The organism is Enterococcus sp. AZ163, assembly GCF_050498925.1.
Lineage (GTDB): Bacteria > Bacillota > Bacilli > Lactobacillales > Enterococcaceae > Enterococcus_A > Enterococcus_A ferrettii.
Genome location: NZ_JBIPAO010000002.1, coordinates 227,937 through 247,770 on the forward strand (window position 1 = coordinate 227,937; position 19,834 = coordinate 247,770).

The following is a 19,834-nucleotide window of genomic DNA, read 5'->3' on the forward strand; positions in this document are numbered from 1 at the left end:
TCTTTGAGCATTCAGCAGTGAGTGAAACCACAAGCAGCTGACGGAGGTGCCCGTTATCGCAACGCAGTATCAGTGAACAACTCGTACTGGCTAAGGTCCCATCTGCAAAGATGCGACAAATGAAGGTGGTAACGCGAATTCTTTCGCCCTTTTTCTTGTAATGAGAAGAAGGGCGTTTTTTGTGTTTATTTATGAAAGGAGACTACGTATATGCGAATTCAACAATTGGAGTATCTGGAAAAAATTGTCGAAATTGGTTCTATCAATGAAGCAGCAAAATGTTTGTTCTTATCACAGCCGACACTATCTAATGCTATCAAGGAGTTGGAAAACGAAATGGGTATTTGTCTGCTGCACCGGAGCAAGTTGGGAGTGTCCTTAACTGAAGAAGGTCGAGAGTTTCTGACCTATGCCAAACAAGTTACCGATCAGGTAGACTTACTGCAGAAGCGTTACAAACATTTCGATAGACGAGAGTCTCGCTTGTCGATCTCTTCCCAGCACTACGCGTTCTCAGTACACGCATTTGTAGAATTTATTCAAGCTTATGAAGACGATTGTTATCAATTTACTTTAAGAGAAACCGAGACTCAAAATATTCTGGAAGATGTAGCCAGCTTCCGAAGTGAAATTGGTATTCTGTTTTTGAATGATTTTAATCGTAAGGTTCTGGAGAAATTATTTGAAGAAAAGAATCTCGTGTTCTCTTCCCTCTTTGTTTCTGAACCGCATATTTTTATCAGCAAAGACAATCCTTTAGCAGATAAAAATTCTGTTTCATTGGAAGAACTAGAGAATTTACCTTATTTGTCCTTTGAACAAGGCAACAGCAACTCGTTCTACTTTTCCGAGGAAATTCTCAGCACTAGATCTTACAAAAAGCATATTAAAGTCAGCGATCGAGCGACAATTTTTAACCTGATGGTCGGTTTGAATGGATACACCTTCAGTACTGGAATTATCAGTCGTGAATTGAACGATGACAGTATCGTGGCAATACCACTAACTATTCCTGATCGGATGGAAATTGGCTGGATTAAAAGCAAGCGGAGTCATTTGTCTGTACTAGGCCAGCATTATCTAAATACATTGAAGAAACATATTCGCGATTATGGCTTTGCGACTATTGAGGAGGAAACCCATGTCTAACAAAAATAATTGGCAAGCTGCAACACAACTAGCTCAAATCGGTAATCATGCCAATGATCAAACAGGAGCAGTCAATACCCCGATTTATCTTTCGACTACCTATGCACATCCCAAATTGGGACAAAGCACTGGTTTCGATTACACTCGTACGGCTAATCCGACTCGTCAAGTGCTTGAAAATGCTTTAGCTGAATTAGAAAACGGAACGCATGGCTTTGCAACTAGTTCAGGAATGAGTGCAATCCAATTAGTTTTCGAGTTATTTCCCGTTGGCAGCTGTTTCTTGGTTTCCCGAGATCTTTATGGAGGCAGTTATCGTTACTTTAATGCACTTGCAAACAAAGGCAGCTATCAATTTGAATATTTTGATACGATTGAGGATTACAAAGCTAAGATTCGTTCAGAATTTGCTGGAGTATTTATCGAGACACCAACTAACCCTTTAATGAATGAAGTAGATATTTCTTATGTTGTAAAACTTGCTAAGGATCAGAACTGTTTGGTAATTGTTGATAACACCTTTTTGACCCCTATTATTCAAAAACCGCTAAATTTAGGAGCCGATATTGTAATTCATTCAGCAACTAAGTTTTTAGGTGGACATAATGATTTACTGGCTGGAGCAGTAGTCACAAATTCAGCTGAAATCGGAGAAAGGTTGGCGTATATTTTGAATACGACCGGTGCAGTTTTGGCACCATTTGATTGTTGGCTATTAATTCGAGGATTAAAAACATTAAAACTGCGTGTCAATCAACAAGAGAAAAATGCACAAGTAATCTCAGGTTTCTTACAAGAACACACAGCAATCCAGCAAATATTTTATCCTGGAAAAGGCAGCATGATTAGCTTCAAATTAAAAACCGCGGAGCAAATTTCTACTTTTCTGTCAGCATTGAAATTATTTACCTTTGCAGAAAGTCTTGGCAGTGTGGAGAGTTTGGTAACTTATCCAACAACTCAAACCCATGCGGAAATCCCACAGGAATTACGAGAGTCATACGGATTAACCGATAATTTATTACGGTTGTCGATTGGGATTGAGGACTCTGATGATTTAATTGAAGATTTGAAGCAAGCTTTGGAACGAATTAAATAAATAAACCGCCCGTAGCGAATACTCATTATTCACTACGGGCGGTTAAAAATATAATTGCTGGATTATTTGGTGCTGTATTTTTTCAATAAATAAATGTTTGTAAAACCTGCCGCAATGCCGGCCGCAACCATGATAGGCCCCACCACACTGTCAGCAAAAGCATCAACATTGAAACCAGTTAAAACGGCGGCCATAGAAGTGACAACAGAAATTTTTGCTTGTTTGCAACGTACTCGATTAGAAGCTTGAATTAATTTGTCCTCTGTATGGCTGTATTCCAAATGGCCTTCCATATTTTCCACTTCTCTTCCCTCCTTATCATTTCCCTTAAACCAAGGTGTTCTATCTATAAGAAGTGTAGCATGTTCCTCTAGCCCCTCACCTCAGTCTAAAGCCGCAAATTTCTATGAGACTATTTGCCAACTTAGAATTTGATGAGTAAGGGAACCGCCTACCGACAATAATGATTTTACCATAAGTTTTCAGTCTATGAAAAGTGTATTTCTGAAAGAAATCTTTTCATTTTCAAAAAAACAGAGGCCCCGTCATTAGTCAGAAAATACTGCAGCTGATTTCAAAGAAATGTTAGAATCGTTAATATTGTTTACATAATAAAATTACGAACGACAATCAGCCCATTCAGCAAAAAAACTTCCTACTGAATGGACTGTGGCTGATATTGTTATTCAATTTTAAAGGCTAACACATAAGATCTTTCAAGCCTTCATAAATTGCCAAGTATTTTTGATAGCCTGCTTGATAAACATCGGCTAATTCAGGATTTGGATAATGTGTTCGACCATAGGTTACGGTTTTAGCTACGGCTTCCTCAAAATCAGTGTAAACACCTGTCCCTACTCCTGCCAACAGGGCCGCACCTAAAGTCGTTGTAGTATCTGTATTAACCACACGAATTTCTTTGCCTGTTACATCACTTTTGATTTGTGTCCATACTTCACTGTTGGCAGCTCCCCCCATTGCTCGAAGCAATGAAACCTCTGCACCAGCCTGCTGAGCAGTTTCCAGATTATGTTTAAGGGAATAAGCTACGCCTTCCATTCCTGATCGGATCAAATGACCTTTTGTTTTACTAAAATCAAGTCCATAATAAACGCCCTTGGCTTTAGGATTCCAAATCGGGGAACGTTCTCCCGCCATATAGGGCAGGAAGATCAATCCATCTGAACCAGGAGAGACTTTTTCAGCTAAAGAGCTTAATTCAATAAAACTGTTGGTATTATTTTTGGCTGCTGTTAGTTTTTCTGCATCGCTTAACTGTTTTTCCAGCCAATTCAGCACACCGCCTCCACCAACGGTACCACCTTGAAGCAGCCACTTATTTGGTACTACATGATTACTAAGGATTAATCGTTTGTCCGCTTGGTAGGTGTCTAAACAAATGCCCATCCCTCCAGCTTGGCCACCTTGCTCTTGCGTTTCGCCAGCTTGAATTGCTCCAGTACCTAAAGCGCCGCAAGCAGAATCTAATCCGCCAGCCACAACTGGTATGCCCGCAGTTAGTCCAGTTTGAAGAGCAGCTTCATCTGTTACTTTGCCCACAACCTCATGGCAGGCGAAAATATCTGGCAATATTTCCAGCGGAATGCCTAATTCCTGACAGATTGTTTGGTCATAGGTACCTTTTCGCATATCAAATGATTGATACCCGTAGCCTTGGGAAACATCCTGAGAGAAACAGCCGGTCAGCTGATAAACAATGTAGCTGTTGGACTGCAAAATTTTATCGATTTTTTGATACATCTCTGGTTGATGCTTTTTGTACCATAGAATTTTTGGCAATGTGTAGGCCGGTTGAAGCGGATTTCCGCAAAGCTGAAACAACCGTTCTTCGCCAATTTGTTCCTCCAGCTCCTGACAACTATCCACCGCTCGGGTATCCATCCAGATCGGCGTATTGGCTAGAACTTGTCCGTCAGCTGACATAGGAATTGCTGACCAGCTTTGTCCTGCTACTCCAATTCCAACAATCTCACTCGGATCAATTTTTGACTGTTCAATTAGTTTCTTGGTTGCTTTACAAACCGCCTGCCACCAGTCAGCTGGATTCTGTTCGGCCCAGCCCTCCTGAGGATAAAAAACGGGGTAACTTTCACTTGCTTGGGCAATGGCTTCTCCAGCAGGATTAAACAAGGCTGCTTTACAGGAAGACGTGCCGATATCAATACCTAATAAATACATACGATCTCCATCCTTCTTTTAATATGCTGCACTCTTTATAAGCTTAGCATGTTCCTTTACTAAGGGAAACAGCAAGTCTGTCATTATAGATAGACTTACTGTTAAGGTTTTTATATATCAGCTGGCAGTTTTTCCAGCATTTCCAGATTTTCCTCTGACAGTAGATCTTCTTTAAAGTAGCTGGACTCTGTACAGCATTAGGTACATAACCGGTTAAATCTAAAGCAAATCCAGTCAAGAGAGCGCCAATTGCGGAAGAAAACTTAATCATCAAGGTTTGAATCGAGAAGGTCACAGATTCGTTACGGGTACCAAATTTGTATTCCCCGTAGTCCACAACATCGGCTAAGATAACCGTTGCTGTTCCCAATTGCAAACCAGAACCTAATTTAACTAAAATTCCAGCTGCAGCAGTTAAGAACACATTTTCTGGTGCAGCATAACCGGTGATTAGTAATAAAACAAATCCAACGATCGGTGATAGACAAGCCAACAGATAAACCTTTGCCCGTGAAATCTTGCCAACCAGCTTAGGAAATAGGAACAAGCCGCCGATTTCGGCAAAACCAGCAAACATAGTAAAGACAGAGAACATCATTTTACTACCGGTTACATAAATGAAGTAATACGTCGACACCCCATTAACAAATTGGATCGCCAAATTGAAGGTTAAAATAATACCAATGGCAACTACTAGCTGGTCATTTTGAAAAATGATCTTCATTAAGTGCTTAACAGATACTTTTTCAGCAGTTTTACTAACCGCTTTATCAGCGGATTTCACATTTAGCACTGTGATGCCAATGGTCACAATAAAGACAATGGCAATTACCCAAGCAAAACGGGTAAATCCGCTTTGCATATCTCCAGAGCCCAGGAAGTCAATAATCTGCAAGCCGAAACCAGCGACAATTAATGAGCCGCCAATCGAAGCAAAAATACGAGGGATGACGGATAACTTTTCACGTTCCCTTTTGTCACTAGTCAAGTTGGGAAGCATCGACCAATAAGGAATATCCATTACTGTATAGGTCATTCCCCATAAAATGTACATCACCGCAGCGAAGACATAAAGAGCCGTTCCTGATAAGCCCCAGTTGGTAAACAAACAAACGAATACAATAGCATTTAGCAACGTACCGATGACCAGCCAAGGCCGGAATTTCCCAAACTTGGTCCGAGTATTATCAACGATGACTCCCATAGCCAAATCATTGATCGCATCCCAGAAATTAGCCAGAAAAAATAAACTTCCGACAAATGAAGCGGATATTTTTAATACGTCAGTAAAATACAACATCGCGAAAACGAAAATCAGAGCAACAATCATATCTTTTCCTAATGCACCTAAACCGTAGGAATACTTTTCTTTTGCGGATACTTTTATGGTATTTTCTCCTTTTCTCTTGCTTAAGCTTTTTCGATGATCCAAAGTCTTGAATCATAGTCGTGGGTCGGCGGCAGTGGCGTTTGATCAATTAAAAATCCGCTGGAAGCATCGGAAGAAACTAATCCTGCGTGTATTAACTCAGCCCCATTATGGACGTTTCCATCAATTACATAATCCCAATCATCCTTTAGTCCCTGAAGCTTCATACGATGGAAGGAGCGATTGACTTCATTTAACATTTTGTAGTATCCAGCAATTGCAATGGTCTGATCCTCACTTACCACCATCCAGCTAGTTTCGGTCCTGTTTTTCTTGAAGGGTGACTGAATCCGGTAAAAGGTCCCATTATGGAAAACTGACTGGTACTTTTTGAAAAAGGCCACTTGCCCTTTAACTTCAGCGATCTCGGCTTCACTTAACTTGCTTAAATCCAATTCATATCCAAAAGTGCCAAAGTAAGCAACATTTGCCCGGGTATTTAAAGGTACTAAACGATTGGTCTGATGATTAGGAATCACTGATACATGAGACCCCATCGAGGACAATGGATATAAAAAGCTGGTTCCATATTGGATCTTCAGCTGTTCCACAGCATCCGTGTCATCACTGGTCCAAGCCTGAGGCGCATAATACAGCATTCCCGCATCAAAGCATCCCCCGCCGGAGGAACAAGATTCAAACAAAATATTAGGATATTTCGTTGTTAAACGTTCATACAAATCGTAAACACCTAATACATAGCGATGAAAAGCTTCTCCTTGGCGATCAGCAGGAAGATTGACAGCATAAACCTCAGACAACACCCGATTCATATCCCATTTGATGTACTCCAGCTTGGATTCATCAATTACCAAACACATTTGCTGAAAGATATTGTCAACGACATCGGGATTGGCATAGTTCAACACGTATTGATGCCGGCCGTGACTAGCCTTACGATTCGGAGTATGAAGCATCCAGTCAGAATGATTGCGATAAAGATCGCTATCCAAATTAACCATCTCCGGCTCAAACCACAGGCCGAATTTCAAACCTAAGGCGCGAATCTTATCAGCCAAAGTCCCAATCCCATCAGGTAACCGATCGTGATTGACATACCAATCACCCAACCCAGCCTTTTCATGAGTCCGCCGACCAAACCAGCCATCATCTAAGACAAAAAGCTCAACACCCATCTGCTTGGCTTTTTTAGCAATTGTCAGTAATTTTTCCTCAGTGAAGTCAAAATAAGTCGCTTCCCAATTATTAATTAAAACGGGACGTTCCTGATCCCGCCAGTTCCCGCGAACTAAGCGCTTTCTAAAAAGACTGTGGAAGGTCTGACTCATGCCGTTCAATCCTTGATCAGAATAAACCAGCACCGCTTCAGGAGAAACAAAGCTTTCCTCGGGAGCCAGCTTCCATTCAAAATTGAAAGGGTTAATGCCTAATTGTAGTCTCGTCACATCAAAGGTATCCACTTCTACCTGCACCAGGAAATTTCCTGAATAAACCAGTGTCGCCCCAATTAATTCTCCGGAAAATTCAGTGGTCTCCGGTCGTGCCAAGGCTACAAAAGGATTTTGCTGTGGACTCGATATCCCACGGGTAGATTCAATCGATTGAATTCCCTGCTGCAAGGTACGCTTTTTTACGTGACGTTCTCGCCCCCAGGCACCTGAAAGCTGAAGCCATTCATAATCACTGTCGGGCAAATCCAAATTCAAACTCATGAGATGGGTTAAGAAAAGATTCTCTGTCCCGTGATTTAGAACGTTTACATTTTGAGTAATCACTGACAGCTCTGAGAAAATAGTATAAACAACTTCAACAACTGCGCCTGTGAGTTCATCTTTTAACTGTACCTTTAAAGTTGTTGCTTCCAACGAATCTTCAGTATAGGTTGCAGGTAAACCTGGCAACGGCTCTTTACCAGCTCTTATTTCATAAGAATCATAAACCAGCTCGCTGATGGCTGAGCCATTGGACTGACGTAAGCGAATCGCTGGGTGACGATAATCGGACGTTCCGTATTCAGGCAGCTCCTGTTTTAAACTATCCAATGAATACAATAAATCATCCTTCGTTCGGCAAGTGGCTTGCTGCCGATAGTGTCGTTCAATCAAATGAGCATAATCTTTTTCTTGAGGTACTTTTTTACCATAGTATAATTGCAGTAGCTTACCATCCTCAGCTATACAAAACACATAACTGATTTGTTTGTTAGACAAATGGAACTGTTTGCAAATCGCTAGATATTCAATTGATGCTTTTGCTTGCTTTGTCATATTGGTGACACCTCCGTTTAACTTAGCTCCATTATAAAAAGCGCTTACCTTAAAAGTAAGCGCTCTTTGATACGGAAAGTTGTCAATTTCTGACTTTATGAAATTTCGCGGTTTGAGCCGATTCGTTCCTTGCGGTAAGCGAAGGGTGACAACCCCATACCTTTGTTGAAAGCCTTGGAGAAAGCTTGTGTCGTAGGGAACCCTACCATCTCAGCAATTTTAGAAATTGGTAGATTAGTCGTTGCAATAATATCTCGGCTAGTTGAAATCCGCATTTCATTAATATAAGATTTTATGGAAATTCCAATGTCCTTTTTGAATAAACGGGACAAATAGCTGGCGTCAATCATCAGCTGTTCGGCTATTTCCTTAACCGTAATGTTCCGCCAGAAATGTTCCCCAATGATCTCTAACGCCTCTAAAACATAGCCGTTCATTTTGGTACTGTGACTGTCCTTCAAGGTATGGACCATTGATTTAGACAGCAGCTCCATAAAGCTGTAAGCAATTTTTTGCAAAATCAGTTCATTCAATTGGGTATCCTGTTCATAGGCCAAGCATTGCAAGATTAAGGCATGAAAGTCGGCTGAGTTTGTTACCTCAAAAGATAAATGAGCCGGAGTAATGCCTAAGTTGGCTAAATAGGATTCGATTAACTCGCCGCCGATTGCTAACCAAACGTACTCCCAGGGCTGTTCCTCACTGGCTTGATAAAAGGTCGACTCCCCAGGGTAAATGACAAAGCCCTGTCCTTTGGAAAGATGATATTTGGTTTTCTTAATAGAATAGTAGCCGCTGCCTTCCAAAATAATGTGAATCAGGAAAACATCCCTCACGGCTGGTCCAAAGCTGTGCTCAGGAAATGTTTTTGAATGTCCGCAAAAGGAAAAATAGAAATCCTTAAAATCCGATCGCTGCCGTTTGACTAAGAAAATGGCTTCTTCCATTGTGCTCTCCTTTATCCGCTGAGGTGAGATATCAGCTTTTGATAACTTTCTCGTCCTTTTTTACTTTTTGGCTAAAGGTCCAGGCCAATTAACTGGTTTTTCATTGGCTTTTTTCGTGTTTCTTCTATTATATAAGACAATTAATGGTTCTTTTGTTAAGTTCATTTTACTAAGGATGCTTTGTTGATACAACTATTTTTGAGGGATTAATCAGCTAGTTTGTGGAAGCCTGTTGATCACTTAATTTTTTAAATTGTTCATAGGCTTTCTGATAGTCACTCGCCTGGTCAGAGTTTGGTTGATAAACCACTTTCACACGATTAGCTGCCTGCCAGGTTGTGAAAAGCTGAGAATCATTTTTACCAGCCACTGCACACAGCATCGCACCATAAGCCGGACCTTCATCAAAGCTCAGCACCTCCATTTTCGTTTGAAAAACATCCGCAAACAGCTGCAGCCAGAAAGGATTCTTGACTACTCCTCCAGTAATTCGAAAAACTTCTATAGCAGCTGCTGATTGAATCCCCATATTTTCATAAACATTGCGCAATGAAAAGGCGATGCCCTCCATGACCCCGCGGATAATATCACTGCGTGTATGGTGTGCACGTAAGCCCAGCAATGCCCCGCTTAAGCTCGGATCAAAATATGGACTGCGCTCGCCAAATAGATAGGGCAGAAAAGTCACCCCTTGACTGCCGATGGGACTATCTGCTGCTGATTGGGTAAAGGCAGTAAAGGATTCTTCAGGTGCCAAAAGCTTTTTGAGCCAGTCGAGAGAATATCCTGCCGCAAGCGTTACTCCCATTTTATAATTTTGATCTGCCATCACTGAAGTGAAATAATGGTATTTTCCCAAATCCTGCTGGGTCTTTTCCTTTTCATAAGTTAAAACTACCCCAGAGGTTCCCACTGAAATAAGGCCTTGAGCTTGTGGGTCTGTCAGATTGCCAAAAGCGCCGCAAGCGTTATCCGCCCCACCCATTACTAGTTCGACTGATCCTTTAAAACCGAAATGCTGTTTTAAATCAGACTTCATTTCACCAATTATTTTAGTAGAAGGCCGAATCTTAGGACACTGTTCTAAAGAAATGTTCAATTGTTTTAATAGCTCTTCGTCCCAACACTGTTTTTCGACATCTAACATAATGGTCCCTGCAGCATCGGAAGGATCTGTAAAGACCTGCCCGGTTAAATAATAGACCAGATAATCCTTCGGCAGCATGAATTTCCAGGTTTGGGTCCAGATTTCTGGCTGATGCTTTTGCACCCACATAATTTTAGGCAAAGTAAAGCCTTCTAAGGGAATATTTTTTTCAACTGATAATAGATGTTCCCCCAAGGTTTCTCGCAGCTGTTGTACTTCTGCTGAGGTACGGCCATCGTTCCATAAAATTGCTGGTCGTAAAACTTTACCCGTCTGGTCAATTAGAACCAGCGAATGCATTTGACCCGAGAAGCCTAGAATTAAGGAAGCCTCAACAATTTCAGGGAATTGAGTAATCAAATCGGTCATTGCTTGATCAAAAGCTCGTTGCCAGTCGACAGGATTTTCCTCACTGTAGCCGGCTTTTGGAGAAGATATAGCAAAGGTGCTGCTGGTACTGCCTAATAACTCCCCGGTGTCATTTCCTAAAATAATTTTTAATGAGCTCGTGCCTAAATCAACACCTAAAAAGTATGTCATGGGTTTCCCCCTCCTATTCAATTTCATAAATTGTATACGCCTGATAATCTGTCACTAAATAATCGGCAGTCGTGTGAACATAATTGGGTTTGTGCTGCATTTCAAAAGTAATGCCGCTATATTTCTCGACCAGCCCGCCATTTTCTAGTTTTACTTTGTCAGAAAGCTTGTTCAAGGTATAGATAATGCAAGCCTCCTGGTCGAAATAAATAGTTAACTTGTTTTGTCGTTGACGATCAGTTAAACGAATTTTAGGCTCTTTGTCATCATTATTGGTGAAACAATATGCCAAATCAATTCCGTCCGCACAAATTTTTGACAGAGGAGTTTCTAAGTTCAAAGCTTTTTGAACGGCCTTTTCTTCAGAAAAGTTAAACGGAGCATATTCTGAAGACAGCATTGCCGAATATTTTTCTGTTGGTATAAACTGCTCATCAATCAGCTGAAGTGTTGCCGATGCTGTTTGCAGACGATGAAAGGCAACAGTCGTCTCTTCTCCTAAGTTGAAATAACTGTGATTGGTAAGATTACAGATAGTTGGCTTATCTGCACAACCTTGCATTCTAATTGTAAAACGATTGTTCTCTAGCTGATAAATCAGCTCCAGCTTCATTGGTTCATAAAGAGATTGAGTATCTTCAAAAGTTAGACGATAGGTAGTATCCGACAGCTTTTCAACCTTCCATTCCACTTGGTGCAGGCCCTCGCTCCCACCATGCAGGTGGACCTGTCCTTCGTTCGTATCCAATACTCTTTTAGCTCCTTGATAATTTTGATAAAAGGGTGGATACGTTCTTCCAGCATTCCGACCAATTGTCGCACCAAAGAAATAAGGGTTCCTTTTATAATCCTCCTGATTTTTATAGGCTAGGAGATAATTTTGTTGGGTCTTTTTGTTAATCATTTTGGTCAGGATTCCACCATAGTTCAAAAATTCGATACGAACAAACTCATTTTCTAATTGGTAAGTTTTCATCAGTTGTTCCTTTCAAAAAGAGACTAGGAACATTAGAGCTCCTAGTCTGTCTATAATTATTTAGTCACCCGTTGGATATTGGGATTGGTAAAGATGTCACTGGCATCGTCACTGGGTGAAGAAAATTCAGAGATGATGGCTCCCTCATTACCAGCTTGGAACCAATGCTTGATATCAGGCTCGATTGTATATTGCTCCCCAGCTTTTAACTCCACTTCGTGCATCACAGTGTAATAAGCTTCCTGATCTGTTGGGATTTTACTATGAATAGTATCAGTTGCTTCCCCTTCTACATATAAATACACGTTACCTTTGCGGCAGCGAAAGGTTTCTCGTTTGCCTGCTTCACCATTGCGGGGAGGATGGCGATGCTCCGGACAAGTTTGGCCTGGTAGCAGCACCATCTCCTTAGCACAATACCGATCATTGTTTTCATAGACAATTAAGTTCAAACCCTCTGATTCCAAGCGCTTTAACCCAAAGTCAGCATAGTCAATTGAGGCCAATTCTTTTTCCGTAAAAACAATCCCCGAGTCTAAAAAACGTTGCTTTACTTCTTCTTGATACGTCATGTCTCGCTCCTCTTTTCCTTAAGAAATGGTCAAATCATCCCAAGAAACTTCCTCTTCTTCTTTTTCCTCCATAATGACTTCTGCATTTGGATCAACCCGTTTTTTTAATACAAGAATTGTTACAGCAGTAGCCAGTGAACCAATTCCTAAAGCGGCTAAGAAAGCCCAAGGACGGGTCATTGTCGGAATAGCAAACATGCCAGAAGCAGGAATGTGGCTATCTGCTCCCCAAAGCATACTTAACCCACCACCGATTGCACCGCCAACTCCGGTAGCGATAACATTGCGGACCAAATCATTTAACACGATCGGGAAACAACCTTCAGTAATCTGACAAATCCCCATTGGAAAGGCCGTCTTCAGGGTTTCGATTTCCTGACGATTGAAGATGTTCTTGTTAATTATTTTGCCGATAAAGTAAGCAATCGTTAAACCAAATGGCGTAACCATCGAAGCTAAAATTAAAACCGTAATCGGCTCATAAATTCCTTCTGAGAATAAAGCGAAGACAAAGGCAAAGACCACTTTATTAAGGGCGCCGCCATAATCAATCGAAGCTAAAATCCCAATAATTGCACCATAAACAAATAACGAAGAAGTATTCAAATTACCTAAGTAACCGGTGATCAAATCTGTAAACCAAGTAATCGGTGTGCCGACAACATAATACAGCACCATACCCGCAACAAAGGTGCTAAGGAATGGCAATACCAACGTTGGCAAAAGACCTTCCATCCATTTTGGCACTTTAATGACCATCATCATGATCACTACGATGTACCCTGAAACATAGCCGCTGACTACACCACCCAAAAAGCCCGTTCCAATTCCATGAGCCACAAAGCCTACCACCAAACCAGGAGCAATGCCCGGCTTGTCAGCAATCGAATAAGCAATTGCTGTAGAGACAATCATTGGCAGAAAACCTAAGCCGTATCCTCCCATTGTGGTCATCGTATCCGCAAAACTAAAGCCTTCTCTAAAATTCTCAATACTGACGCCGCCCATCATATTTCCGATCGCCAGTAAGAAACCTGAAGCAACAATAATTGGCAAGAAAAATGAAATTGCTGTCATCAAATGTTTTTTTAAACCAATCGCTTTGATCTTTTCCATGATCTTCCTCCTCGTAATTTACGCTTCATTGTCGGGATTCCCAGTTTACTCAGATAGCTGAGAACCCCGACAAGAAGAATCAGACTTTGACTTCCTCTAATTTTTCCACTAATTTATTGGGGGATTTTACGACTAAACCTGTAGGGACTTCCACCACTTTTTTATTTTTAAATCGTTCACGACCGTTTACTTTGATGTCGGCAGCGATAATTACGACATCTGCCTCATCAATATCCTTTTGCGTTAATGCATCCTGCGTGCCTGCCAAGCCTTGTGTTTCGATATGAATTTCATGCCCGCGACTGGTACTAGCTTGAATCAGCTTTTCTCTGGCAATGTACGTATGGGCAATCCCCGCTGTACATGCGGCTATTCCGACAATTTTCATAACTGCGCCTCCTCTCTTTAGTAGAATTTGACTTTATCGTTTGATTTAAACAACTTGATTTTTTCTAAAGCAACTTTCTTCGTTTCGGCCATGCAGCTAGGGAATAATACATTTGGTTCTCTAGCTTCCAAGTTGCCATTGTTTAAGACCTCACGCAATTCATTAGCAAAAACAATTTTGATGTCACTAGAAATATTTATTTTGTTTACCCCCATTGTTACAGCCTTGCTGATTTCTTCATCCGGATTACTAGAGCCACCATGCAATACTAAAGGAATATCGGTTAAGGCTTCAATTTCTTCTAAAATATCCAAACGTAATTTCGGATCAACGTCTTTTGGATAAATACCGTGAGCTGTTCCGATTGCAACGGCCAAGCTGTCTACACCTGTTTGGTCAATAAAATTCTGTGCAACCTTAGGATCAGTGTAAACAATTTCACTAACGCCGCCTTCAACAGTATTTCCCGTATCGCCGATCGTGCCTAATTCAGCTTCCACGGATACATTAGCTGCATGAGCTGCTTCTACCACTTTTTTCGAAATCGTTACATTGTCTTCAAAAGACAAATGAGAAGCATCAATCATGACTGAGGTGAAACCTATGCTGATGGCATGCATGACTTGTTCAAAGCTGGCACCATGATCCAAGTGGATACATACTGGAATTTTTGTGTGATTGGCTAAATAAATGGCTTGAGCCACAAAGCTGTCTGTTAAGAAGCTCAACTCATCAGGGTGAATGGCAATCATAACTGGTGATTGAGCTTCCTCACAAGCCTCCATTACCGCATTTAAAAGTTGTCCTGACCCAGCATTAAAAGCCGGCACTGCGAATCCTTGTTCCTTTGCGACACTCAAAATTTCTTTACCTGATACTAACATGTGATCTTCTCCTTTATCATTTCCAAATTTTATTGAAATTCCGTAATTAATTGATACAACGCATCAACAGATTCCACATTTTTAGCTGCTTCGATAAATGTGTCATTTGCTAATAAAATCGCGACTTGCTGCAAGAGCAGAACGTGGGTTGTGTTTGCATCTGAATCCTTGACAGCAAACATGATAATCAGTTTGACCCCCTTACCATCCAATGTTTCCCATTCTATCTCTTGATCTAAAACCGCAATTGCGACGGTTGTCTCTTTTACAGCGCTGGATTTCCCATGAGGGATTGCCACGCCTTGACCGATACCGGTCTCGCCTTCTTCTTCCCGCAGATAAACGTCTTTAATATACTCTTCAGCGGAGGTAACGTAGCCTTTTTCTTGTAATAGCCGGCCAAGCTGCTCGATAATTTCTGCTTTGCTTTTCGCTTTCGTGCCAACAACCATTAGTTCCTGGTGAATCACTTTGCTTAATTCAATCTTTTCCATCGTATTCTCTCCTTCATTTTTATGTTGCAGTGAGTTCTTTTAGTGTGTAGTTAATGTTTTGAATATCTTTGTCGGTTAACAAAGGGCTTATATTCAGCACGGGAATGTCCCCAATGGTCAAGGGAATCCGAATAGTTGAAAATATCAGATCAACATTCTCATGAATAAAGCTTTGATTCTTTTTCATCTGCCGCTGGCTCATCGTAGCGACGATGTTCAGGTTGGGAAAATTTTGCTGTACGCGAACCTTTAACAGCTCAGAGGTTCCCACACCTGTAGAGCAAACCAGCAAAACATTTTTATTTTTGTGCCGATCAATTTTGTATTTTTCAAAATATAGCGTCATATATCCGATTTCAGAATCATTCATTTTTGTTTCAAACATCAATTCCTGATTGATTTCTCCAGCAATCCTTTTTACCTTAAGGAAGGTACTGCGATATTCCAGCATTAGTTCGCCTATTAAATTGTTTTCAACCTTGATCCCTAAGCGTAAGCGGCTTAACATTGGCAAAACGTGCTGGTACAGATCCTCGTATAAGGAACGACTGGCTGGCAGTAAAGAGACATCTGAAATGGAAAAGTAATCAACGATAAATTTTTTAGTAATCTCTTCAGCCAGCTTCTTATCAACATTGCTGCTTTCGCGTTTTTGACTGTTGATGGAATAAATATTCTGAAAAACAAAATAGCTTTCTAGCGGATTCATCTGAATTGTCAAATAACTTTCAATATTGCAAATAATTTGCTGGGCCACCTGAGTAATTTGCGGATTGGCGGCCATCAGCTGCTGCTCCTCTTTCTCCAAAGGCTCCTGGCTCCCTAAGTACTGAACCTCGCCCTCACGGTAGCGTTTGATGATCATATAAATATGGGTATAAATCGTAATATCATAAGGATAATTAATGTACTCTCCCAGTATCTCTTCAATCTGACTAATCTGCTGATCAATGAAATGCTTTTCAATCGCATTAATTTCGATACCGATTTCATTTAGGCTGTTTAGCTTGTTCATTTCCAAAAAGATATTGTTAATCGCTTTACGTAAATCAATTTCTTCACCAATCAGCCATAAATACTCTCGATCAGCCTTCAACTGGATGGTGTATTTCTTTAAAATGTCAGCTGCCTTTTTGAGTCTTCGTTCAATCGAGCTTTCACTTAGAAACTGAGTATCTAATACCGTACGTTTTACTTTTCGGGGATGTTTAAACAGTAAAGCTAGAACCAATTCGTTTAAGCTGTTTTCTTCAGTGAATTCAATCATGGAATAAAGGTCCTGATTGCGAAAGGCCGTATTCAGCTTATAGCCTTTTCCCGGCTCAGAGATAATCAGCAGCTCATTATTTTCTTCAAAGGACAGCTCATTGATTTTTTTGATCATGCGATAGATCGTTTTGGTCGAGACATATAAGGTTTTCGAGAGATATTTTGCTGAGACATAGTCTTCGAAATTCAAAATGTTAATTAGCATGTTTTCATTTGAACTAAAAATCATTTCCCTCACCTCTTGAGTCATATTGTATAGCTTCTGTATCCGTTTTCTTCGTCAACCTCTGTCTAGATATGTGGACAAGGCTTTTTTTCTCCGTAATAAAACAAGAGAACATAGCATTTCTCCTTTCCTTAAGCATAGCTATCAGCTTAAACAATTTCGGGGATTCCTTCAACGGAAAAAAATCTTTAGATTCAGGTTCAAATACCACAAAAAAAGGGTTTAACTTTAATTCCGTGAAGATAAAAAGTTATTTTCCCTTATTTTTGTTTAATTTTATATTTATTGTATAGTGATTCATTCGTCATTATGCGATTATTAAGCTACGATATTGGGGAAGATTGGGTGATAGATGTGAGGCGTAAATTAGAAGATTGGTTCGATTCAATGCCAGCTTATTTAGTTTGGCGTGGAATCATTGTGTTTTGTCTAACCTTTTGGACCATCGTTGGTTTGCTCCTCTATTTTATTTTTAAAGGCAGCAGGTAAAAAAATAAGTCGATAAAAAGAGCCGGTCTCCTTTTATCGACTTATCGTCATTTCTGCAACGAAGCTTGAAAATCTTGGACCTGTTGATAGTACGAAAAGTTGTATTGCTGCCTGAAGCTCTGGGTAGGCTCAGTTTCTGGAATAAATACGGCTTGAAAACCGCCCTGATTAGCAGCGATGATCCCTGATTCAGAATCTTCGATTACAACTGCTTCCTCAGGTCTAACAGCTAAACTGTCTGCTGCTTTAAGAAAAAGCTCCGGATGAGGCTTTGCTTCCTTTACCTGTGAACCAAAGGTAAAGGTATCAAAATGCTGGATTAAACCAGCCTGCTCCAGTAAAGGTACTGCAATGGATTCTTTCGCTGAAGTCGCCACCGCTGTTTTCAGCCGGCGATTTTTAATAAAAGCTAAAAAATCAAAGATACCGCTCTTTACCTCTACTGGATGAGTTTGGTAATACTTGGCAAACTCAATTTCCCGCTGTTGAATAATTTGGCGGGCAATGCTGGGATGTTGGAAAGTCTCTTCAAGAAACACTTCAATATCCTTTAAACTCCGACCTAGAATTTGCTGATACAGCTCCTCAGTAAAATTCAAACCAACAGATTCAAAAGCCTCGGTAAAAGCTTGCTTCGAAACCTTCTCTGTATCTATTAAGACACCATCCATATCAAAAATCACTGCCTGCATTTATTTACCTCCAGTTAGGAAGGTAGTGCAATATTCAGTTGTGAATACTGCCTGTGGTTCTAACTGATTAATTCCCTTTTTCTCTTCCAGCAAACCACTGGCATCAAAGGTATCAGCCAGACCATTCCAAGGCTCAATACAAATAAAAGGTGCCTCGACCGGATAAGTTGACCAAATACCTAAGTGAGGCAAGGTTTGATATTCCATAATAATCTGCTTTTGGCTTTTCGCTGATTTTAGAGCAACCTGCGTCTTTTCCGGGGTTTCAAAAATCAATACTCCTTTTTTAAACAAGTCACGACTTAACGTGAAGTTGGATTCTTCCCTTTGAGTAGTTTGATCCGTTTGCAGCAAGACCTCTGAGGTAACTGGAATAAATGTTCGCGGCGTTGCTGGTGATAGTTCCAAGGTGTAGTCTTCAAAAGTCGCATCCCCGTCCAGCGGAACATTAAATCCTGGATGCGCACCTACAGAGAACAACATTTCAGTTTCTTCTGACAAATTCGTAACAAAGTAACGTGTTATCAAGCTATCCGCCTGTAAGCTGTATTCCACCTCCAATAAAAATCGGAAAGGATATTTTTCTAAGGTTTCTTTGGTGTCCTGTAATGCTAAACGGATTTTATCGGTCTCCTGCGTCACCACCGAAAATTCCATATCCCGCGCAAAGCCGTGCTGGGACATTGCATAAGTTTTCCCCTGATACTGGTATTGATCATTTTTCAGCTTTCCAACAATCGGGAACAGGATTGGCGCATGGCGACTCCAGTATTCTGGGTTAGCCTGCCATAAAAATTCAGTGCTGTCTGTTTTGGACTGAATGCTGCTTAATTCGGCTCCTTTAGTCAAAATTTGAACCTGTAATTTGTCGTTTTCAATCATTAATTTACTCATTTTCCGACCTGCTTTCTATTTGTTCAAAAAAGAAGGTGGCTCAAAATGCTTAACACATTTTGGGTCACCTTCATGATTTTATGAGAATCGTTGGCCTTTTGACGGGCCTTGGATTTTATCCTGCCAAGATGACGCTGTTTCTTTTAAGACAGCATTCAATTCTTCAATATTTTTGCGTCCAACCGTGCGCAACCATTCACGGGCAGCTTCTTCACCTTTAGTAATGAAAGGTTCAACACCATTTGCCCAAGTTGCTCTTCCGCAAAGTACGCCGTTAAAGATAGAGCCGGCATCTTTTGCAAAATGCAAGGTTTCCTGAAATAATTGGGCGCTGACACCCGCACTCAAGAAGATGAACGGAAGCTCGGTTGCTGCACTTTGCTCAGCAAATAATTTAGCCGCTTCTTCTTTTGTGTAAACCACTTCTTCACCGTAGCCTTCAACAAAGTTCATGTTAATCGGTACTTCAACCTTCAGCACATCAACATTGTAACGAGGATCAGAAAATTCTTTCATCATATCGTTCACTTTGTGAGGTTTTACTTTGGCATACTCTTTTGAGGCAGCATCACTAATATTGGCATCGTAAGAAACCAATTCTAAGAAGAAAGGCAAACCCTCCGCTACACATTCAGAGCCGATTCTTTCCATGTAAGCTTTCTTTTGATCATTAATTGCATCTGCTTCGTCAATGTCATAGTATAGCAAGAACTTACAAGCATCGGCTCCAGCCTCTTTCAAACGCTTCACTGACCAAACGTTCAATGAATCTGGTAAACGACCTGGAGTTGAAGCATCATAACCAGTTTTTTCATAGGCTAATAATAAGCCAGCGTTAGCTGCCCGAGCATCAGCTGCCGGCAAACCATATTCAGGATCTAAAAGAATCGAAGTTGCATAGGGAGTTAGCTCTTCAGAAACAATTTTTTTGAAATCTTCAATGTCTTGATCGGTTGCCTCTTCCTTATATTTCGCGATCATTTTTTTCAACGCTCCCCGCTGATCAATCGCTAATGCTCCAATTACTCCATCTTGATTACTCGTGTTTTTTAACGCTTCAAATTGACTCTCAGTGATTGTTTTCATTGATTAAATC

General features: G+C 40.7%; 19 protein-coding genes and 1 other annotated feature (1 of these 20 running past the window's edge). Of the genes, 3 read left to right on the forward strand and 16 right to left on the reverse strand.

The window, feature by feature from the left end:
* Positions 1-154, forward strand: a binding site (T-box leader); it begins 95 nt to the left of the window's first position.
* Between the two features lie 56 nt (positions 155-210).
* The gene (locus IGI46_RS19545; protein ID WP_207703224.1) at positions 211-1,149 is read left to right on the forward strand and encodes a LysR family transcriptional regulator; all 939 of its coding nucleotides are present in this window, start codon (positions 211-213) and stop codon (positions 1,147-1,149) included.
* Complete coding sequence (locus IGI46_RS19550; protein ID WP_429965079.1) at positions 1,142-2,248, forward strand: PLP-dependent transferase; 1,107 nt, start codon at positions 1,142-1,144, stop codon at positions 2,246-2,248. Before IGI46_RS19545 ends, IGI46_RS19550 begins: the two co-directional genes overlap by 8 nt.
* Positions 2,249-2,310: 62 nt before the next feature.
* Here IGI46_RS19550 and IGI46_RS19555 read toward each other — a convergent pair whose 3' ends face one another.
* The 13 genes from IGI46_RS19555 to IGI46_RS19615 form a co-directional block, all read right to left on the reverse strand.
* Entirely contained in the window at positions 2,311-2,550 is a 240-nt protein-coding gene (locus IGI46_RS19555) for a hypothetical protein (protein WP_429965078.1), read from the reverse strand.
* Positions 2,551-2,947: 397 nt separating this feature from the next.
* Positions 2,948-4,447 carry a xylulokinase gene (xylB, locus tag IGI46_RS19560; protein WP_429974092.1) on the reverse strand — a complete coding sequence of 500 codons (1,500 nt, stop codon included), beginning with the start codon at positions 4,445-4,447 and terminating at the stop codon, positions 2,948-2,950.
* 43 nt (positions 4,448-4,490) lie between these two features.
* A complete protein-coding gene (gene melB / locus IGI46_RS19565) occupies positions 4,491-5,879 on the reverse strand; it encodes a melibiose:sodium transporter MelB (protein ID WP_429974093.1) in 1,389 nt (462 codons plus the stop codon).
* Entirely contained in the window at positions 5,858-8,104 is a 2,247-nt protein-coding gene (locus IGI46_RS19570; RefSeq protein ID WP_429974094.1) for an alpha-galactosidase, read from the reverse strand. The genes melB and IGI46_RS19570 overlap by 22 nt, the downstream gene beginning before the upstream one ends.
* A 95-nt stretch (positions 8,105-8,199) precedes the next feature.
* Positions 8,200-9,051, reverse strand: a complete 852-nt coding sequence (locus tag IGI46_RS19575; protein ID WP_429974095.1) for an AraC family transcriptional regulator — start codon at positions 9,049-9,051, stop codon at positions 8,200-8,202.
* A gap of 214 nt (positions 9,052-9,265) precedes the next feature.
* Positions 9,266-10,738: a xylulokinase gene (gene xylB, locus IGI46_RS19580; protein ID WP_429974096.1), complete on the reverse strand. Its 1,473-nt coding sequence runs from the start codon at positions 10,736-10,738 to the stop codon at positions 9,266-9,268.
* A gap of 13 nt (positions 10,739-10,751) precedes the next feature.
* The gene (locus IGI46_RS19585; protein ID WP_429974097.1) at positions 10,752-11,714 is read right to left on the reverse strand and encodes a hypothetical protein; all 963 of its coding nucleotides are present in this window, start codon (positions 11,712-11,714) and stop codon (positions 10,752-10,754) included.
* Between the two features lie 56 nt (positions 11,715-11,770).
* Entirely contained in the window at positions 11,771-12,286 is a 516-nt protein-coding gene (locus tag IGI46_RS19590) for a D-lyxose/D-mannose family sugar isomerase (RefSeq protein WP_429965071.1), read from the reverse strand.
* A gap of 18 nt (positions 12,287-12,304) precedes the next feature.
* The gene (locus IGI46_RS19595) at positions 12,305-13,402 is read right to left on the reverse strand and encodes a PTS fructose transporter subunit IIC (protein ID WP_429965070.1); all 1,098 of its coding nucleotides are present in this window, start codon (positions 13,400-13,402) and stop codon (positions 12,305-12,307) included.
* 79 nt (positions 13,403-13,481) lie between these two features.
* A complete protein-coding gene (locus IGI46_RS19600; RefSeq protein ID WP_207703213.1) occupies positions 13,482-13,790 on the reverse strand; it encodes a PTS fructose transporter subunit IIB in 309 nt (102 codons plus the stop codon).
* A gap of 17 nt (positions 13,791-13,807) precedes the next feature.
* Positions 13,808-14,674 (reverse strand): ketose-bisphosphate aldolase, encoded by an 867-nt coding sequence (locus IGI46_RS19605; protein ID WP_207703212.1) that lies wholly within the window; start codon positions 14,672-14,674, stop codon positions 13,808-13,810.
* Between the two features lie 29 nt (positions 14,675-14,703).
* The gene (locus IGI46_RS19610) at positions 14,704-15,168 is read right to left on the reverse strand and encodes a PTS sugar transporter subunit IIA (RefSeq protein WP_429965069.1); all 465 of its coding nucleotides are present in this window, start codon (positions 15,166-15,168) and stop codon (positions 14,704-14,706) included.
* Positions 15,169-15,187: 19 nt separating this feature from the next.
* The gene (locus IGI46_RS19615; RefSeq protein ID WP_429974098.1) at positions 15,188-16,666 is read right to left on the reverse strand and encodes a BglG family transcription antiterminator; all 1,479 of its coding nucleotides are present in this window, start codon (positions 16,664-16,666) and stop codon (positions 15,188-15,190) included.
* 306 nt (positions 16,667-16,972) lie between these two features.
* On the opposite strand from IGI46_RS19615, the gene IGI46_RS19620 reads away from it, so the two are divergent.
* The gene (locus IGI46_RS19620; protein WP_429974099.1) at positions 16,973-17,152 is read left to right on the forward strand and encodes a hypothetical protein; all 180 of its coding nucleotides are present in this window, start codon (positions 16,973-16,975) and stop codon (positions 17,150-17,152) included.
* Positions 17,153-17,199: 47 nt separating this feature from the next.
* Here the strand turns inward: IGI46_RS19620 and IGI46_RS19625 are convergent, their stop codons facing one another.
* From IGI46_RS19625 to lacD, 3 genes are all read right to left on the reverse strand, one after another.
* On the reverse strand, positions 17,200-17,844 hold the full coding sequence (locus tag IGI46_RS19625) for an HAD family hydrolase (protein ID WP_429965067.1): 645 nt from the start codon (positions 17,842-17,844) through the stop codon (positions 17,200-17,202).
* Complete coding sequence (locus tag IGI46_RS19630) at positions 17,845-18,738, reverse strand: aldose 1-epimerase family protein (protein WP_429965066.1); 894 nt, start codon at positions 18,736-18,738, stop codon at positions 17,845-17,847.
* A gap of 78 nt (positions 18,739-18,816) precedes the next feature.
* Positions 18,817-19,824 carry a tagatose-bisphosphate aldolase gene (lacD, locus tag IGI46_RS19635; RefSeq protein ID WP_429965065.1) on the reverse strand — a complete coding sequence of 336 codons (1,008 nt, stop codon included), beginning with the start codon at positions 19,822-19,824 and terminating at the stop codon, positions 18,817-18,819.
* Positions 19,825-19,834 lie beyond the last annotated feature (10 nt).

Bases quoted from the DNA above. Each gene is read 5' to 3' on its own strand.
- xylB (WP_429974096.1), bottom strand. From the start codon at position 10,738: ATGACATACTTTTTAGGTGTTGATTTAGGCACGAGCTCATTAAAAATT.
- IGI46_RS19620 (WP_429974099.1), top strand. From the start codon at position 16,973: ATGCGATTATTAAGCTACGATATTGGGGAAGATTGGGTGATAGATGTG.
- lacD (WP_429965065.1), bottom strand. From the start codon at position 19,824: ATGAAAACAATCACTGAGAGTCAATTTGAAGCGTTAAAAAACACGAGT.
- IGI46_RS19545 (WP_207703224.1), top strand. From the start codon at position 211: ATGCGAATTCAACAATTGGAGTATCTGGAAAAAATTGTCGAAATTGGT.
- IGI46_RS19550 (WP_429965079.1), top strand. From the start codon at position 1,142: ATGTCTAACAAAAATAATTGGCAAGCTGCAACACAACTAGCTCAAATC.
- IGI46_RS19575 (WP_429974095.1), bottom strand. From the start codon at position 9,051: ATGGAAGAAGCCATTTTCTTAGTCAAACGGCAGCGATCGGATTTTAAG.
- IGI46_RS19600 (WP_207703213.1), bottom strand. From the start codon at position 13,790: ATGAAAATTGTCGGAATAGCCGCATGTACAGCGGGGATTGCCCATACG.
- xylB (WP_429974092.1), bottom strand. From the start codon at position 4,447: ATGTATTTATTAGGTATTGATATCGGCACGTCTTCCTGTAAAGCAGCC.
- IGI46_RS19605 (WP_207703212.1), bottom strand. From the start codon at position 14,674: ATGTTAGTATCAGGTAAAGAAATTTTGAGTGTCGCAAAGGAACAAGGA.
- IGI46_RS19585 (WP_429974097.1), bottom strand. From the start codon at position 11,714: ATGAAAACTTACCAATTAGAAAATGAGTTTGTTCGTATCGAATTTTTG.
- IGI46_RS19615 (WP_429974098.1), bottom strand. From the start codon at position 16,666: ATGATTTTTAGTTCAAATGAAAACATGCTAATTAACATTTTGAATTTC.
- IGI46_RS19590 (WP_429965071.1), bottom strand. From the start codon at position 12,286: ATGACGTATCAAGAAGAAGTAAAGCAACGTTTTTTAGACTCGGGGATT.
- IGI46_RS19610 (WP_429965069.1), bottom strand. From the start codon at position 15,168: ATGGAAAAGATTGAATTAAGCAAAGTGATTCACCAGGAACTAATGGTT.
- IGI46_RS19630 (WP_429965066.1), bottom strand. From the start codon at position 18,738: ATGAGTAAATTAATGATTGAAAACGACAAATTACAGGTTCAAATTTTG.
- IGI46_RS19570 (WP_429974094.1), bottom strand. From the start codon at position 8,104: ATGACAAAGCAAGCAAAAGCATCAATTGAATATCTAGCGATTTGCAAA.
- IGI46_RS19595 (WP_429965070.1), bottom strand. From the start codon at position 13,402: ATGGAAAAGATCAAAGCGATTGGTTTAAAAAAACATTTGATGACAGCA.
- IGI46_RS19625 (WP_429965067.1), bottom strand. From the start codon at position 17,844: ATGCAGGCAGTGATTTTTGATATGGATGGTGTCTTAATAGATACAGAG.